Origin of the sequence: Coleofasciculaceae cyanobacterium (assembly GCA_036703275.1) — a bacterium.
Lineage (GTDB): Bacteria > Cyanobacteriota > Cyanobacteriia > Cyanobacteriales > Xenococcaceae > Waterburya.
The window spans coordinates 214,677-231,034 of record DATNPK010000089.1 but is presented as its reverse complement, the minus strand read 5'-3'; the positions used below and the strand labels follow the sequence as shown (position 1 = coordinate 231,034).

The 16,358-nt window shown below is 39.5% G+C and carries 18 protein-coding genes; 11 read left to right on the top strand and 7 right to left on the bottom strand.

The window, feature by feature from the left end:
* Nucleotides 1–23: 23 nt before the first annotated feature.
* The 3 genes from V6C71_17665 (at nucleotide 24) to V6C71_17655 (ending at nucleotide 1,816) form a co-directional block, all read left to right on the top strand.
* Entirely contained in the window at nucleotides 24–260 is a 237-nt protein-coding gene (locus tag V6C71_17665) for a hypothetical protein (protein ID HEY9770291.1), read from the top strand.
* Between the two features lie 16 nt (nucleotides 261–276).
* Nucleotides 277–708, top strand: a complete 432-nt coding sequence (locus V6C71_17660) for a hypothetical protein (protein ID HEY9770290.1) — start codon at nucleotides 277–279, stop codon at nucleotides 706–708.
* A 64-nt stretch (nucleotides 709–772) separates the two neighbouring features.
* Nucleotides 773–1,816, top strand: coding sequence for a hypothetical protein (locus tag V6C71_17655; GenBank protein ID HEY9770289.1), 1,044 nt, complete (start codon nucleotides 773–775; stop codon nucleotides 1,814–1,816).
* Nucleotides 1,817–1,958: 142 nt separating this feature from the next.
* Here V6C71_17655 and V6C71_17650 read toward each other — a convergent pair whose 3' ends face one another.
* Together V6C71_17650 and V6C71_17645 are read right to left on the bottom strand one after the other, a co-directional pair.
* The gene (locus tag V6C71_17650) at nucleotides 1,959–2,417 is read right to left on the bottom strand and encodes an MATE family efflux transporter (protein HEY9770288.1); all 459 of its coding nucleotides are present in this window, start codon (nucleotides 2,415–2,417) and stop codon (nucleotides 1,959–1,961) included.
* The gene (locus V6C71_17645) at nucleotides 2,410–3,291 is read right to left on the bottom strand and encodes an MATE family efflux transporter (protein ID HEY9770287.1); all 882 of its coding nucleotides are present in this window, start codon (nucleotides 3,289–3,291) and stop codon (nucleotides 2,410–2,412) included. Before V6C71_17645 ends, V6C71_17650 begins: the two co-directional genes overlap by 8 nt.
* A 124-nt stretch (nucleotides 3,292–3,415) precedes the next feature.
* Between V6C71_17645 and V6C71_17640 the strand changes: the two genes are divergently transcribed.
* Entirely contained in the window at nucleotides 3,416–4,393 is a 978-nt protein-coding gene (locus tag V6C71_17640; GenBank protein ID HEY9770286.1) for a DMT family transporter, read from the top strand.
* 87 nt (nucleotides 4,394–4,480) lie between these two features.
* Here the strand turns inward: V6C71_17640 and V6C71_17635 are convergent, their stop codons facing one another.
* Nucleotides 4,481–5,353, bottom strand: coding sequence for a YihY/virulence factor BrkB family protein (locus V6C71_17635; GenBank protein HEY9770285.1), 873 nt, complete (start codon nucleotides 5,351–5,353; stop codon nucleotides 4,481–4,483).
* Between the two features lie 177 nt (nucleotides 5,354–5,530).
* Here V6C71_17635 and V6C71_17630 point away from each other — a divergent pair, with 177 nt between their 5' ends.
* Nucleotides 5,531–6,277 (top strand): hypothetical protein, encoded by a 747-nt coding sequence (locus V6C71_17630; protein ID HEY9770284.1) that lies wholly within the window; start codon nucleotides 5,531–5,533, stop codon nucleotides 6,275–6,277.
* Between the two features lie 3 nt (nucleotides 6,278–6,280).
* On the opposite strand, the gene V6C71_17625 is transcribed toward V6C71_17630, so the two are convergent.
* Both V6C71_17625 and V6C71_17620 read right to left on the bottom strand, forming a co-directional pair.
* Nucleotides 6,281–7,240, bottom strand: a complete 960-nt coding sequence (locus tag V6C71_17625; GenBank protein HEY9770283.1) for an isoaspartyl peptidase/L-asparaginase — start codon at nucleotides 7,238–7,240, stop codon at nucleotides 6,281–6,283.
* 64 nt (nucleotides 7,241–7,304) lie between these two features.
* Nucleotides 7,305–7,466 (bottom strand): DUF2256 domain-containing protein, encoded by a 162-nt coding sequence (locus V6C71_17620; protein HEY9770282.1) that lies wholly within the window; start codon nucleotides 7,464–7,466, stop codon nucleotides 7,305–7,307.
* Nucleotides 7,467–7,746: 280 nt separating this feature from the next.
* On the opposite strand from V6C71_17620, the gene V6C71_17615 reads away from it, so the two are divergent.
* Nucleotides 7,747–8,532, top strand: a complete 786-nt coding sequence (locus V6C71_17615; GenBank protein HEY9770281.1) for an RNA methyltransferase — start codon at nucleotides 7,747–7,749, stop codon at nucleotides 8,530–8,532.
* A gap of 492 nt (nucleotides 8,533–9,024) precedes the next feature.
* Nucleotides 9,025–10,302 carry a serine hydrolase gene (locus tag V6C71_17610; GenBank protein ID HEY9770280.1) on the top strand — a complete coding sequence of 426 codons (1,278 nt, stop codon included), beginning with the start codon at nucleotides 9,025–9,027 and terminating at the stop codon, nucleotides 10,300–10,302.
* Nucleotides 10,303–10,366: 64 nt separating this feature from the next.
* On the opposite strand, the gene V6C71_17605 is transcribed toward V6C71_17610, so the two are convergent.
* Both V6C71_17605 and V6C71_17600 read right to left on the bottom strand, forming a co-directional pair.
* Nucleotides 10,367–11,581, bottom strand: a complete 1,215-nt coding sequence (locus V6C71_17605) for a M20 family metallopeptidase (GenBank protein HEY9770279.1) — start codon at nucleotides 11,579–11,581, stop codon at nucleotides 10,367–10,369.
* A gap of 396 nt (nucleotides 11,582–11,977) precedes the next feature.
* On the bottom strand, nucleotides 11,978–12,178 hold the full coding sequence (locus V6C71_17600; GenBank protein ID HEY9770278.1) for a hypothetical protein: 201 nt from the start codon (nucleotides 12,176–12,178) through the stop codon (nucleotides 11,978–11,980).
* Nucleotides 12,179–12,980: 802 nt separating this feature from the next.
* On the opposite strand from V6C71_17600, the gene V6C71_17595 reads away from it, so the two are divergent.
* The 4 genes from V6C71_17595 (at nucleotide 12,981) to arsB (ending at nucleotide 16,336) form a co-directional block, all read left to right on the top strand.
* Complete coding sequence (locus V6C71_17595) at nucleotides 12,981–13,589, top strand: DedA family protein (protein HEY9770277.1); 609 nt, start codon at nucleotides 12,981–12,983, stop codon at nucleotides 13,587–13,589.
* 62 nt (nucleotides 13,590–13,651) lie between these two features.
* Nucleotides 13,652–13,972: a metalloregulator ArsR/SmtB family transcription factor gene (locus tag V6C71_17590; GenBank protein HEY9770276.1), complete on the top strand. Its 321-nt coding sequence runs from the start codon at nucleotides 13,652–13,654 to the stop codon at nucleotides 13,970–13,972.
* 166 nt (nucleotides 13,973–14,138) lie between these two features.
* Nucleotides 14,139–15,161, top strand: coding sequence for a PstS family phosphate ABC transporter substrate-binding protein (locus V6C71_17585; protein ID HEY9770275.1), 1,023 nt, complete (start codon nucleotides 14,139–14,141; stop codon nucleotides 15,159–15,161).
* 20 nt (nucleotides 15,162–15,181) lie between these two features.
* Nucleotides 15,182–16,336 carry an ACR3 family arsenite efflux transporter gene (gene arsB, locus V6C71_17580; GenBank protein ID HEY9770274.1) on the top strand — a complete coding sequence of 385 codons (1,155 nt, stop codon included), beginning with the start codon at nucleotides 15,182–15,184 and terminating at the stop codon, nucleotides 16,334–16,336.
* The last annotated feature ends 22 nt before the right edge of the window (nucleotides 16,337–16,358 follow it).

The window sequence follows — 16,358 nt, the reverse complement described above, 5'->3', positions numbered from 1 at the left end:
TATTGCGGTAAATACTAGATGAGATGAACTTAAAAGTTATCTTTGCCAGCCTTATTTGTGCCTTGTTACTTTTATTTGCACCATCAAAGGCGATCGCCGCTATAGTTTCTCATGCTCCAATCGATGCTATGGTAAATATTGTCGAACCAACAGACGGTGCTACTGTATCGGAAACATTTAAGGTAAAATTTGGCCAATCGGGAATGGAACTTGTTCCTTACCAATCAAAATTACCGTACAGTAGGTGGATAATTAATTGATTATCAAGCATCATCTATGGTTTTTAAACTGTTCAAAACTGCCAGCATATTTTTTTTCGCAACTATTATATCTGTACCTGTAATTGCTCATAATGTTGAAATATCTAATGAAGTAGCTGCTACATTTCACATTGAACCAAACCACAACCCCAATGCAGGCAAGACAAGTAGAGCTTGGTTTGCCTTAACTAGTCGCGGTGGTAATAGCATCCCTTTATCTGAATGTAACTGCGCTCTAAAGGTATATGCTGTTCCTCGTACAGAGTCAGCAGAACCAATTTTAAAACCAGAATTGATGGCGATCGATGTCGAAAAATACCAAGAGATACCTGGGGCAGAAATTATTTTTCCCCAAGCAGGTGCTTATGAGCTAGAAATAAGCGGTACAGCCAAAAACGACAGCTTTACACCCTTTAAACTAACGTATGTCGTTAATGTAGTGCCTTAATTATTATCGCCTGATATCTTTGATATACATTTATTTGTATTTGTCTAACTTTCCAACATCGTAAATGACTAAAAAACATTTATACGCGCTGCTAATCTGCTTTTCCCTAATTGCAATAATTGTGCCTCAAGTTCTCAGTTCTCCTGCTGATACTTGTACCTACAATCCCGAAGCCTATCAAGGTTTGTCAATGGCACGCTTATCTCAGGAATTAACCAATACAGGATTGTTAGGCAGAATTCATGGTGCAGCCGAAGAGTCTCAGATGTATGTCATGGCTGTGCGTGAACCAACTGATTTTTTTAGTCATCGAGAATTTTCTTTAATAACCAAAGAGCGGGAAACCAAAGAGACGCTAAACCGACTTAATCGTCACGATCTTGTCTGTATTCAGGGTGAGTTTATCGCCAATCCTAGTCCACAAAAACATATTGCCTTAAATTCGATTCAAGTTATTGAACCTTGGGCGCAGCCAAAAGGTTTTGCGCCTTATGAAAGACAGACAAATATCGCCGCTGAATTAAAGAAGCAAACCAGCATTGTCGCTACAGTACACGCCATTGGCGAAGCTGGCAAAATCTTAGTGATCGAATATCAGGATGCGGTAATCCCGATTTTTGTCTCCGCAACAGAATATACCCAGGGTTTATATCGGGGAGATATCATTAAACTTACCTATCAAATTCAACAATATCCTCAAAGACCATTACATCTTCAATTAGATACTACAGTAGGACAACCCATAGAAGTAATAGATGCGATCGCCGCCTGGAATGGTCAGCCTAAAACTTTATCAGGGAATTTAGTCAAGTTTCCCCAAAGTCCCCAGCTTAAATTTGATGTCTATGCGATGGAAGTAGATACCAAAGGAATCAAACGCTACTTCACCTTGATTAATTTTGAAAATATGGCAGAATTTGATAATATTCGCCAAAAGCTGGCTAACATTTGGGATAAAAACGCAGCAACCGCCATATCTGGCAGAAATATGCTGATTAATCCCGAAGTTACGATTGAAGCTACTGGTTTAGGCAGTATTGTTTCTCCCGAACAAGCAAATCCGCAAATTTTGCTAGAAAGTGCCGAACAAGTGCAACAAGTTAGTTAAAATTTAAGCTAATTACTGCACGGTTTCTAGGGATGTAATTATTTGTTGGGTTAAACTGCGCTGCATTTTTAACATCTGCCAACCGAGATAAATTACCAAGGCAAACATATAGACAGTGAGAGAAAACCACAATAGATCGACGCTACCAAAATACCAGACAGAAGTAACAACAGGAAGAAAAGCCAGATAAGAAAGCAATCAAGGAAGCGTTACGTAATACCGCGCCTGCTTTTAAACCAATAAAATAAGCTTCTAGCATAAATGCGATCGCGGTAAAGCTTAAAAGAGGCAACAACCAAACGGTATATTGAGTAATTCCCTGGTTGATTTCGTTGTGACTGGTTAACAAGCCAAACAATGTGTGCGGGAAAAGACAACATACCAGCGCGAACATTAGGGCAATAGGTAAGCTATTAATAATTGCGATCGCCATCAGCGGCATTAGTTTGGTAATATCGCTTTTGCCTTGGAAATTGCCAATTAAAGTTTGAGTCGTCATGCCAATTCCTTGAATCGTAAACTGACTCAACAGCGCAATTTGCAACAACAATCCATTCTCTGCTAGCAACTCGGTGCTAATACCAGCACTAAGGTTAGTCACAGATTACTCCGCCGTCTATCACGGATACCGCTCCGCGACGCGAAGCTAGTCCTTTAGGGCATATAAAACGACGGAGACGGCACGGACCGTTGGTAAAAATTGCGTAAGCAGAAATTAAACTTAAAAAACGGATCAGAATATTTGCCTTGAGAGTAACAGCACTCTGTAATGCCTGAGGTTCTAAAACTTGTGGTAATAACTGTTTGAAATCTTGCCAGTTGAACGTTATCGCGATCGCGATTAAACCGATTGATAAAGCTAAATATTGACTAAGGGCGGTAGCCAAACCTGCCCCCATACTCTCCCAACCCCAGCGAGAGATCATTAGGTAGTCTAACAAGACATTTGAGCCATTGGCGATCGCTGAAATCAACAGTACAGTACCATTTTTTTCTCTGCCTAAAAACCACCCAATCAGCACAAAGTTGAGCAATACTGCCGGTGCGCCCCAAATCCTCGCGTTAAAGTATTCCACCCCAGTCAGTTCAATATCCTGTGTGCCAGACAAAAGTAAAAATCCTAGCTTTTGAATCGGATATTGCAAAATTAGAATCAGTAAGGCGATCGCTATGGCAATTAAGCCACTGCGTAAACCTGCTAACAAAACCCCGTCGCGATCTTCTTCTCCTACTGCTTGTGCCGTCATGGCATTAGTACTATTACGTAGAAACTTAAGAATACGATAAAGGTAGTCAAACAAAATACTTGCCAAAATTACTCCAGCCAAGTGTTTCAAATCTTGTAAATGTCCCAAAAAAGCTGTATCACATAATCCAGCTAAAGGAACCATCATATTAGATAAAACGCTTACGGTAGCCAATCGATAGAAGCGGGGTAAAAGGCTACGGAGTTGATTCTGATTTATAGCAGACATGAATAGTCAGATGCTCAGATACATAGTTAAAGGCTAGTTGAAGCAGCAATTATATTTTACTTTCAGATGCTATGGTTAAGATCGAATTAAGCAACTATCAATATCTGATTAACATCAAATTAACTTGAATAAAAATATTTTATTAACCTCTCCTGATGAAATCAATTATTCATCTCAAAGCAAGCTAATTAAAGATGTTTTAAGTTTGGGAGTTTTAACTATAGCCGTCATTGCTTTGGCTTTCTCGCCTATATTTACTAAACTCAGCGAGATAGAACTTAGCCCTACTGCAACCATCTTCAATCGTCTCTGGATCGCCACTATTATTACGGGTTGTTGGCAACTAACTAAAACTGACCCCAAATTTCCGCAAATTCCCGCAAAAGTAGCTTTTTTTGAGAATAAACAAGCAAGTTTATTGATTTTGGCTAGTCTTTGCGCCACTTTTTCTGCCGTCTTATGGGCAATATCTCTAACTCAGACCAGTGTTGCTAGTTCAACTGTACTGCGTAGTCTTACTCCTTTGTTTATTAGTTTAGGGGCATGGTTAATTTTAAAACAAAGCTTCGATCGCCAATTTATTTTGGGCATGATGTTATCAACGATTGGGGGAATGGCAATTGGCTGGGATGATTTACAGTTGGGTACAGCTCATTTGCTGGGTGATGGTATGGCTCTATTTTCTGCTGCCCTGCATGGAGCAAATATTTTGATTGTCGGCTACCTACGCGATCGCGATTGTACTACTGACAAAGTGCTGTTCTGGCGATGTGGTTGCGGTACTTTGATGGTTTTGCCCGTGGTTTGCCTCACAGATACTCAAATTTTACCTATTTCCTGGTCAGGTTGGTTAATTATAATTGCCTTGGCAGTTATTTGCCAGACTTTTGGACAGGGTTTACTTGTCTACAGTCTCAAACGCTTCTCTTCGAGTTTTGTAGGCATATTTGCCCTGCTAAAACCTTTAATTACTGCTCTACTAGCTTGGATTATATTTGCCGAACAAATCAGCATTACTAACGGTATTGCTTTAGTTTTAATTTTAGTTGGCATTTATCTGGCAAAATCCAGCGAATCTTCAGCACTAGAGCAATCTAATTAATTTTCAATCACCTGACAAATAACAAATGACAGCTATAACTACTTCAACAGCTATTTCAACCTGATTGACAGACTATAACTTGATAACTTAATCAATCTGGGAATATTTTCTTGCCCGTACTTTTGAACCATACATCCGCGTATAAACTTGAGTAAATTCTGCCCCCAGCAAAACAATTTGGGCTGAATAATATACCCAAGCAAGAAAGACAATTAAAGAGCCAGCAGCACCATAGGCTGAACCCAGACTGCCCTTACTAATATATACGCCTAATAAGAATTTACCGAACAAAAACAACAGGGCGGTAATTACTGAGCCAACCACCACATCTTTCCAGGCAATTTTAACATCTGGAACATATTTGAACATTAGGCAGAATAAAAAAGTCATTAAGCCCAGAGAGACGATAAAATCCAAGTTTTCCCAAAGAATTGCCGAACCAGGGAGAAAGTCGGTTCGATACTTACTCAAGGCAGAGACAATAGCACTAAGTATCAAAGACAGAATCAACAAAAAACCGATCGCTAACACCATCAAAAAAGAAGATATGCGCTTGCGAATAAATATGCCAACGCCCTGCCCTGGCTGTGGTTTAACTTTCCAAACCGTATTTAAAGCATCTTGCAGTTGAGCAAAAATTCCTGAAGCACCAAGTAGCAAAACTCCAATACTAATTAAAGACGCTATTCCCCTAATTTCTGGCTGACTTATATTATCTAGCGCCAACAAAATTGGTTTAACTGCATCTTTTCCGACTAAATCGGTTGCCTGAGCGATAATTTGATCCTGTGCCGTTTGCTGCCCAAAAAACGCCCCCGCGATCGCGATCGCAATTACCAGTAAAGGTGAAATAGAAAAAACCGTGTAATAGGCTAAAGCTGCTGCGATCCGAGATGCTTTGTCTTCCTGCCACTGTTTAAAAGTTTCTCGGAGTAATCTCCCGACTTTACGTAAGTTCATTGATTTTTGAGATTTTTAATAACCTAAAGTACGTTCTTTTTCGCTTTTTCATTAAGGAAATATCAAGCATCAAGCGATCCGTATCAAGATTTCATCAATTAAAGCTCAGTGTAATGCCTTAAGTAAAAATGCGTAATAGCATGGGTGTATTAACCAAGTTTCAATTGATCGACCTAAATGAAGTTTAAAAATTTGTCTTTAAGTATTTTTACTATTTGCGTCATATTTTCCCCGTTTTTAGACACCAAAGTAAGTGTAAGTGAACCTGGAAAAAATGCCTCAGTCGAACGTGATAAATTTTTGAGAAAAAACCACAGCTTTGCTTACGCTCAAGATATTACGCATCAATTTATTGGTCCGAAAATAATTACTCAATTTACGCCTAAAAATAGCCAAGGTCAAAACATCGATCTTAATAAATTAGCCTCAAGTTTAAACTATGACCATTTTAACTGGGTGAACTATGTAGAAAAAGACCCCTATGGCATTACCAACAAAGCGGGGCAGGTAGTACATACACCATACAACGATCCACCAAAAGGTGGATATAATTATGATTCAGCAGACGAGCTACCTTTTTACTGGGATTTAGTCCAGTGCGATCGCTGTCAACCTCGTCATCATTTTCAAAATCCCAATAACCTAGGGCAATTTGAACTAGTCTTTCAAGATTCTCCCGTAGATTATCGCCTGCAACCAGGAGAAGCGATCGACTTTGTGACTAACTTGGTTGGAGTCAAACAATATGACCCCACAAAGCAGACAGCAGAATGGGAAATTTTGTACACTTTTCGCTGGAAACTTACCAATCCCTATCCCAATTTCAGCCAAGCATCGCTTGTAGATTTAGATGTCGATTTAAGTAAATTATCCCCTTCATTACTTAGCACAATGCAGCAAGATGGAGCAGTATTACGTAGATGATTGCTAATTACCTGATTGATAGCCGCTTAGATCTGAATTATTCCAGTTGAGTGTATCGCCAATCTTTTTGCCATCATGATAGGCAGCTAAGATCACCTCGCTAGTTTTACCCCAAGAAATAGTGCCGTCGGCAGCGATCGCAATTGCCCCCAAATCTCGTTTACGGCTACGAGATTCGCTCATCGACTTTTGCATCGCATCGGCTAAGGACATTCCGTCGGTAACGCGGATTACAATCTTGGCAGCTAAACATTCGTCCATAATATCTTCGCCGATACCCGTACAGCTTACTCCAGCAGAAGCATCGGCATAATTACCAGCGGGCATTGCTGAATCGCTAACTCGACCAATTCTTTCCAAACCTTTCCCCCCCGTAGACGTTCCTGCTGCAATCTTACCGTTGCAGTCTAGTGCTACAACGCCGATTGTGCCTTTGCGGGGTTCATGAATTAATGCCTGTTCGGCAATTACTCCCGCCGTATCCTTATCAAAATTTTCATCTCGTTCCTGTATCCATTCTTGGAGGCGGATTTCGATCAGCGGATCGTATACAGGTACATTCAATTCCCGCACTAGTTCTCCTGAACCATAATCTGAGATCACGCGATCGTCTTCTCCCTGCAAAAACTCCGCTAGTTCAATTGGATGTCTGACGCGAGAAACATTAATTATGCCGCTAAAGCGTTGTCTGACACCATCCATCAAAGCAGCACTCATGCGAATTTGACCATCGGACTGTAGAACCGAACCCGTACCCGCATTAAAAGTCGGCTGATTTTCTAATAGCCGACATCCCATAACCACAGCATCAATAGCACTACCTCCATAAGCCAGCAGATCGTAAACTTCTTCAATAATCAAATGAAGTGCTTGTCGAACTTTGGCTTCTCCTTTTTCGCTTCTTAAATGCCCTCCTGCGCCACCGTGAATGATTAACTTGGGCTGTACTTGGTTAACAGACATAATAGTGTTATTGACGGTTACTTAATTAATATTTTTAGGTCTTTGAGTCTGAGAGTATTTTCGTTTACGATTCGCTATCGACAGACTGCTTACGACGGCGACAACGATCCGAACAATATTTGACATCATCCCAGCATTTCTCCCACTTTTTACGCCAAGTAAAGGGGCGATCGCATACAGGGCAAATTTTAGTCGGCAGATCTGATTTATTGCGCTGTCGAGCCATGTCTTAAAGGATAAAAAATAAAAGGTCGAGGATCACGAACATAACATCATTTCATTATTCCTCATAAACCATGTCTAGTGAGAATCAAAAGTTACTTTTGAGCAAGAAGCTATATGCGTAGCGGTATGCTAAAGCATATGCGGACCGGTATCCTTTAGGACTAGCCCTAAAGGATTAGCGCCTGGAGGCGCGTCCTTCGCGTCGTCCTTTAGGAAAAGCTAACAGCTAAGAAAAGTTTAATACCAACGAAGCTAACTCAAATCAGGTGTAATTTAAACAAATGAATCAAAACTTGTTAGCGAATATTAGAATTGTTTTAGTCGAACCGGCGGGGGCGTTGAACGTAGGTTCGATCGCAAGAATTATGAAAAATATGGGGTTGACTAAACTGGTGCTAGTCAATCCTAAGTGCGATCGTGATTCTGAATCAGCCAGGCTGATGGCGGTTCATGCGGTGGATATTTTAGGCAACGCCCAAATTGCTAGTAGTTTACCTGCTGCATTAGCTGGATGTCATCAAGCGATCGCTACTACTGTTCGTTCTCGCAGTGTGCCAATTAAGCTGGAATCTCCTTCGATAGTACTTCCCCAGTTACTCACGCCTGGTCTTCAATCTGCTTTGATATTTGGTGCAGAAGAGAGAGGTTTAAGTAATGATGAACTAAAATATGCCCAAAGGTTTGTTTGCATCGAGTCAAACCCTGATTATCCCTCGCTAAATTTGGCTCAAGCGGTAGCTGTTTGCGCCTATGAACTTTATCAAGCCTGGCTAAAAATTGAGCGTAGTTCTCAACCATTAGTCTTACCTCCACCCCAGCCAGCGATCGAGTCTACGCTAACTACTAACGCGCCAATTGAAGTATTAGAAGGTTATTATCAGGATTTGGAGGCGTTGCTTTTGGAAATTGGCTATTTATATTCTCATACTGCTTCTATCAAAATGGAAAAGTTTCGTCGCTTATACAATAAGGCTAATTTACAGACAGAAGAGGTAGCTATGCTAAGGGGCATTTTGCGTCAAATTCGCTGGGCAAACCGCAATCAATCAAAGTCACCCGATGATTAATTAATGATGATACTGATATTGATACATGATTTTTTTGGATAAATCAGTAATTTTATCAATGTAATTTATTTGGGAAACATCACATACTGTTTTATGACTGCAAATCATACCGTTAATGACTTAAAGAACAACGTGGATATCTGTAAAAGTTAGGGTGGGACAAAATAAAGCAATAGAAAAATAGTAAGCTAAGTTTTGACCTTTAAAGAGCGGGTCAAAAATGCTGCCTAAAAGTTACACATACCATAAAAGTTTTAAGTTTTCTGAGAATACGGAATTACTAAGCGGTAGAAGCTTGCATCTTTTTTGCTTACCATTGGAATGGATTAGTATGAGATGACAGCGGCGATCAAAGCGGATCTTGTTTCGTCGTTAATCGGGCTTCAAAGTGGTTGCGCTAGCAAGTTTACTTCAAACCTTTTTACCCTCGTGATCTATAGCCAGAGTAATCTCTGACTTCGTTAATTTGTAATTGTTTTCCAGGAGTTGAGAGTGAATCGCAAAGGCAAAAATCCTCTTACCAGAGCTATAGGTGCTAAAGCTGGATCTAAGCGTCAAGTCAATCAAAAAGGTCGCGGCTTATTCAATTTTAAAGGTGATTCTGCTGGAGCTAAGAATTTAGTTAAATCTAAGCGCAAAAAAGCTCAAGCCAAAGCAATAGTAGATAATAATCCGCGACTAAAGCCAAGCTTAGCTGCTAAAAAAAATCCTGTTGCTAAATCTGGTAGTGCTAAAAAAAATTCACTTATCCAACCAAAAAAACCTCGATTGGCTTTACGTTCGGCTATCTATGCCATAACAATTGCCGTGGGATTAAGTACAATTTTGGGGACATTAGTTTCTATAGCAGGCTCGTTCAAAACTGCCGCTCCAGACAATTCTCATATTCTTACCGCAGTAGCAGCAAATTCCCAGACTAAGAGTAAATTGGATGACTTATTTGCGATCGCATCACTAGGCAAAGAACTAATTACTCTCAAATCTAATTTACAGCAGTTAGCCGCCCGCTATCCTGACCTTGAGCCTGAAATTTTTATCGTGGATCTAGATACTAAAGGTTTTGTCAGTATTAAAGGAGACGCAATAATTGCTGCTGCCAGCACGATCAAACTGCCTATTTTGGTAGCATTTTTTCAGGATGTAGACCAAGGCAAAATTAAGCTAGAAGAACCCTTGACCATTACTGAAGATGTTATTGCTGAAGGCTCTGGCAATATGCAGTACGAAAAAGCAGGAACTAAGTTTTCTGCCTTAGAGACTGCCGATAAAATGATGACGATTAGTGACAATACTGCTACTAATATGCTAATTAAACGCTTAGGGGGAATGGAGCAATTAAACCAGCGATTTGACAAAATGGGTTTAAAAGCAACTAGATTGCGAAATCCCTTGCCAGATTTAACTGGAACTAACACCACTACCCCTGAAGATTTAGGCAATATACTAGTCAAGATTGACAATGGAAATATAATTTCTTCGCGATCGCGCGATCGGCTTTTATATATTATGCGTAATATCGTCAGAAATACTTTGCTACCCGAAGGTTTAGAATCAAACGCAATTATTGCTCATAAAACAGGAGATATCAAGCCTGTGTTGGGAGATGTTGGCATTATTGATATGCCCAGCGGGAAACGCTACATAGCTTCTATGTTAGTTAAACGTCCAGATAATTCTCTTGAGGCTAAAGAATTTATCCAGGAGGCATCCCGCACTACCTATCAGTATTTTAAAAATTCTCAAACGAGTTCTTTTACTGTAGATAGATAAGCCAAGATAATACTTTTGACCGTTCACGGTCAAATTATCCCTCGATCACAGCGATAGCGATTTTTCAATCATTCAAAAACTTTTCTACACAACGGACAAACATTTCTACTCCCATGCTCAGAGCAGTCTCATCAAAATCAAAGCGGGGATGATGGTGTGGATATGCCAAACCCTTGGCTGGATTAGCCGAACCTAAAAAGAAATAGCATCCAGGTACTTCATTTAAAAAGAAGGACATATCTTCTCCACCCATAGTTTGACACTCTGGCACTACTCCTAAAGGAGTTTCTACTACTTCCACTGCTACCGAGCGAACTAATTCAGCGATCGCATTGTCATTAACCGTCGGGGGATACAGTTGCCAATGGTTGAGTTCATATTTTGCATCGTGCATTTGACAAACACCAGAAATAATTGCCTCTAGCCGATCTCGAATCAGGCTTTCTAATTCTGGATTAAAATAGCGAATCGTACCACTCATTTTAGCGGTATCCGCAATTACATTCAAAGCTGTGCCTGCGTGTAATTCTCCTACGGTAACTACAGCAGCATCCAAAGGCTTAACATTCCGCGCCACAATTGTTTGTAGGGCATTAACGATCTGACTGGCTACTACAATTGAATCTACGGTTTGATCGGGCATTGCTCCATGACCACCCTTCCCGAAAACCTGGCAGCGAAAGCATTCCACCGCAGCCATAAATGCTCCAGGGCGAACTCCTATAGTTCCCAAAGGCAGATTATTCCACAGGTGTAAGCCAATAATGGCATCAACATCGGGGTTACGTAAGACTCCTGCTTCAATCATGGGTTTAGCTCCCCCAGGCCCTTCTTCCGCTGGCTGAAAGATAATTTTTACCGTTCCCTGCCAGTCGGCTTTGTGCTGATTGAGATAGTACGCTGTACCCAGAGCGATCGCTGTATGTCCATCATGTCCGCAGGCGTGCATTTTGCCCTCGTGTTGCGATCGATAAGCTACTTCATTGGCCTCTTGAATTGGTAAAGCATCCATATCAGCACGAATTGCTAAAACTTTTCCAGAACGGTTGCTGGAAATAGTAGCAGTAATGCCTGTTTTGGCAATCTCGGTTTGGTGAGGAATATCCCATTCTTCAAGTTTTTGCCGAATAAACTCGGCCGTAATCTGCTCTTCAAAAGCTAATTCGGGTTTTTGATGCAGTCTGCGTCGCCACTCTACCAAACTCTGCTGCAAATTGCGTATTTCTAATCGTATTTGACCAAAATTAACTGATTTAGCCTCTTTTACCGTAAAAACCATGTTTTAAAACGTAGTATTTAATTAGTTCTCAATCGCAACTGCGAGAACGACCTGTATGTTGACCATCAATAGTAATGCCATAGGGAACTAAATGAGTAATCAATTTCGATAGCTATAGAGTTCTGGTTATTTCTCCTTTCATTAATGCCGCACTATGATTAATGGTAATATTAATGGTAAAGACTTATGTAGCAGACAAGTAAAGAAACTTTAGATAGCCATAGAAGCAAGCTTCGGGTTTAACTAAGACCTGGTGAAGTTTATTCATTAATTATAGGTAAAATGCTCATTTAAAAAACTTAATCTTTTATTGTTCGTAGCACAAGTTACCATTTAATCGTCAATCTACCTAAGCGATCGCACCGAAGCTTTGGCTCTGATTATGTCTCAAGCTTATTAAAGATTACCATCAAATTCACAGGCAATTTCTACCGCTGCGCGTCCTTTGACATTTGCCTCTTCTGCGGTTAGAAAGATGCTGTCGAAGTTAAATGCAATTCCTGAGAAGTCAATAATACTAAAACGATAAAGCTGATCCAAAGAACGATAAATCAATAAAGTATAGCCATCAATTCCGATTACATTCTGAATTTTCATGGTGGACTCCTGGGTAGAAATAATTATTTAACACTATTGTTTTGGATGGTGATTATTAGTAAATACTCTCAAGAAGTTTGAATTATGTAATACTTGCAGATTTACTAAAATGATTGAAAATGTAAAAATGAATATTTTCCAGATCGGGTGATTATTTGCTTTATCTCATGGCTGAGTAATATTTCCTAATCACTTAAAGACTGGTTTTTAATGCATTCTTACTGCAATAGCTTTGTTTTATTTCGAGCTATAACCTATATTAGGCTTTTTATTTAGAGCAAAATCAACCGTGATCCTACTTAATTCAATTTGATTTGCAGTCTATTTACGTATATTTTCTAATAATAGTTCAAATATACTTCATAAGCACTATTATTTTTTGCCTGAAATAAACTAATCATGCTTTGGTAATTCACTAAACCGCTAGATCGATCTACATCCAGAGTGGGATGCACTTATTACTGTACATATTAAAAATATAAGAATGTAATTGTTTGTTTAAAAGCTAATATTTTAATCAACTTTCAATAAACTTCAACCAATTAAATTGTGGGAATTTATTAAAAGTGACGTTGTTCTTTAGCTGAAAAACCAAGAAACTCGAGTTGTCAATAAATTTTGTTTATTCTAAATTCTCTTCACGCTCAAATCAAGTTCTTGAGTACCCTGGGCAAAGACAGACTAAATTTATGTTTGAGCGATCGAATATAAATTGCGAATCAGAAAAATTTTCAATTTTCTAACAATAATTATTGAGATCTTGAAAAACCTGACTCAATTAAAGTTATCAAATAATAATTAAATGTTTGAATCTATTATTAATACAATTAATTCTCTCGGTTATATAGGAATTGCTTTATTAATGGCATTAGAAAATATATTTCCGCCAATTCCTTCTGAATTGATTATGCCTTTGGCTGGTTTCACTGTAACTCAAGGAAAACTAGAGTTTATATTTGTAGTCATGGCTGGAACGATCGGATCGGTACTTGGAGCGACTCCCTGGTATTTTTTAGGCAAGTACTGGGGCTTAAAGCGAACCAAAAAAATTGCCGATAAGCATGGCAAATGGTTAACAGTATCTGGAGAAGATGTAGAGAAAGCAAAACGCTGGTTCGATCGCCGAGGTTATGCAGCAACTGCGATCGGTCGTTTAGTACCAGGAATCAGAACTTACATTTCTATTCCCGCAGGGATTAGCAAAATGCCTTTGCTGTCTTTTTTGATTTATTCAACAGCAGGCTCAATTGTTTGGGTAATATTACTTACGTATTCAGGCTATATTTTGGGTGAAAATTACGAACGGATTAGTATATATCTCAAACCATTTTCTTGGATCGTTTTAACCTTAGTTCTCATAACTTCTATTTACTGGATAATTAAGCGTCGGAAAAAAACATTTGATAACTAGACTTCGGATAGCTGGTCAATTAATAATTGATTAGAATAAAAAAAACATATCAACAAACTTTGATGCAACAAGTTACTACTCAAGACTCTACTTTGGTTTGGGCAGGTTTTCGCGCGCTTTCGGATCCTTTGAGAATACAAATCATTGAACTACTGCGTTCTCAAGAACTTTGTGTGTGTGAACTATGCGAAAAACTTGAGGTTAGCCAATCCAAATTATCTTTTCATCTCAAAAATCTCAAAGAAGCTAACTTAATTCGTTCTCGTCAAGAAGGTCGTTGGATGTACTATAGTCTTAATTTGGCTCAATTTGTCATTCTCGAACAGTATTTGGCTGAATATCGACGTTTGGGCGACATATTACCAGCGAGAAGCTGTAAGTAATTTTTTAAGGCTTTTATCGAGCGTATAAACGCATATAGTCATAGTTGGTGCTGTTTAAATTAAAACTCTACACCTTAGAATCTAACGCATCAACATTTTTTTATATATCAACTAAACTTGATATATGATAAAACTACTCCTGCGATTTCTAGTGGAGTAAGTAAAAATGAATGCTCGAGACAAAACACAATTAACCTCAATTCTGGTTGTTAGTTTAGGGTTAACAGTAGCTTGGCTGAGTTTTACTAACTCTCTAACTGCTCAAGAAAACCAATCAATAAAGATTGATGGGTCTAGTACCGTCTATCCCATCACTCAGAAAATTGTCGAAGATTATCAAGCCAGTCGAAAGAAACCAGTAGATATTGAGGTCAATTTTTCGGGGACTGGTGGTGGTTTTGATAAATTCTGTAGTGGAGAAACCGAGATTAATAATGCTTCTCGTCCAATCCAACTAAAAGAAATGGAAGCCTGCCGAGAAGCAGGGGTGGCATACATAGAGTTACCCGTAGCTTTTGATGCGCTGACTGTAGTTGTTAATCCAGCTAACAATTGGCTTAGTTCGATTACCACCGAAGAGTTGGCTAAAATTTGGTCGCCCGACGCTCAAGGAAAAATTACTCGTTGGAATCAGGTAAGACCGAGTTTTCCCGATACACCGCTTAATTTCTATGCTCCTGGTGAAGATTCAGGGACTTTTGATTATTTTACCGAAGCTATAGTCGGAGAAGCAGGGGCAAGTCGTAGCGATGTTACCAAGAGTGAAGATGATGATGTCTTAGTAAAAGGAGTAAGCCAAGATCCTAATGCTTTGGGTTACTTTGGTTTAGCTTACTACGAACAACGTGCTGCTGAAATGAAAGCTGTAGCTGTTGATAGCGGGGAAGGAGCAGTTTTACCCTCAGTAGAAACAGTCGAGCAATCTCAGTATCAACCTTTAGCTCGTCCTCTATTTGTCTACGTCAACGCTGCTGCTAGAGAAAATGAGGCATTGGTTAGATTTACAGAATTCTATCTCGAAAATGCTTCAAAGATTGTTAGTCAAGTAGGCTATGTTCCCCTACCTGATGAAGCTTATCAAATCAATGAAGTTACCTTTTACAGAGGTGAAGTAGGAACTGTTTTTGATGGTCAATCTCAGTTCAATGTAAGCATACCCGAACTCTTGCGGAGACAAGCCCAATATTAATTCTTAAACAAGTAATTTCTATGAACCCAGAAAACTCACAAATCAACGCTAAAGCTGTTAAAGCTGGCAGTCAGCTTAGTTTCTTTGAGAAATATCTTACTCTTTGGGTAGCTCTGTGTATTGTTGCGGGGATTGCTTTAGGCAAACTTTTCCCTGGGGTGGCTCAATCCTTGGATGCGATGAGCGTTTATAACGTTTCAATTCCTATTGCTATCTGTCTATTTTTCATGATGTATCCGATCATGGTGAAAATTGACTTTTCCCAAGCGAAAAAAGCCGCAAAATCTCCGAAACCAGTATTATTAACTTTGGTAATCAACTGGCTGATTAAACCCTTTACAATGGTGGCGTTTTCTCAGTTTTTCCTCGGTTGGCTATTTCAATCTTGGTTATCAGAAACAGAATTAATACGGGGTGTAGAAGTTACCCTGGCTAATTCCTATATAGCAGGGACGATTTTACTAGGGATTGCTCCCTGTACGGCAATGGTACTGATGTGGGGCTATTTATCCTACAGTAACCAAGGACATACTTTGGTAATGGTAGCAGTTAACTCCCTAGCGATGCTGTTTCTCTATGCACCTCTGGGTAAATGGTTGCTTTCAGCTAATAATCTTACTGTACCTTGGGAAACGATTGTTTTATCAGTTTTGATTTATGTCGGTTTACCTCTAGCAGCAGGAGTTTTCAGCCGTTACTGGATTTTTCACCATCAAGGAAGACGTTGGTTTGAAGAGAAGTTTTTGCACTATCTTTCTCCAGTGGCGATCGCAGCATTACTTTTAACTCTAGTTCTGCTGTTTGCTTTTAAAGGGGAATTAATTGTCAATAATCCTCTACATATTCTTTTAATTGCCGTACCGTTATTTCTACAGACTAACTTTATCTTCTTTATTACCTACGTTGCAGCCTTGAAATTAGGGTTTCATTACGAAGATGCAGCCCCCGCTGCCTTAATTGGGGCAAGTAACCATTTTGAAGTTGCGATCGCGACGGCAGTTATTTTATTCGGTCTTAATTCTGGTGCAGCTTTAGCAACAGTTGTAGGAGTACTGATTGAAGTACCGGTAATGTTGATGCTGGTGGAATTCTGTAAGCGCACAGCTAATTGGTTTCCCAGACAACCCGAAAAAGCGACCTTACTCGACCCTCGCTGTGCAAGTCCTTATCGATAACTTTGCTGTAGTACAGATTTAA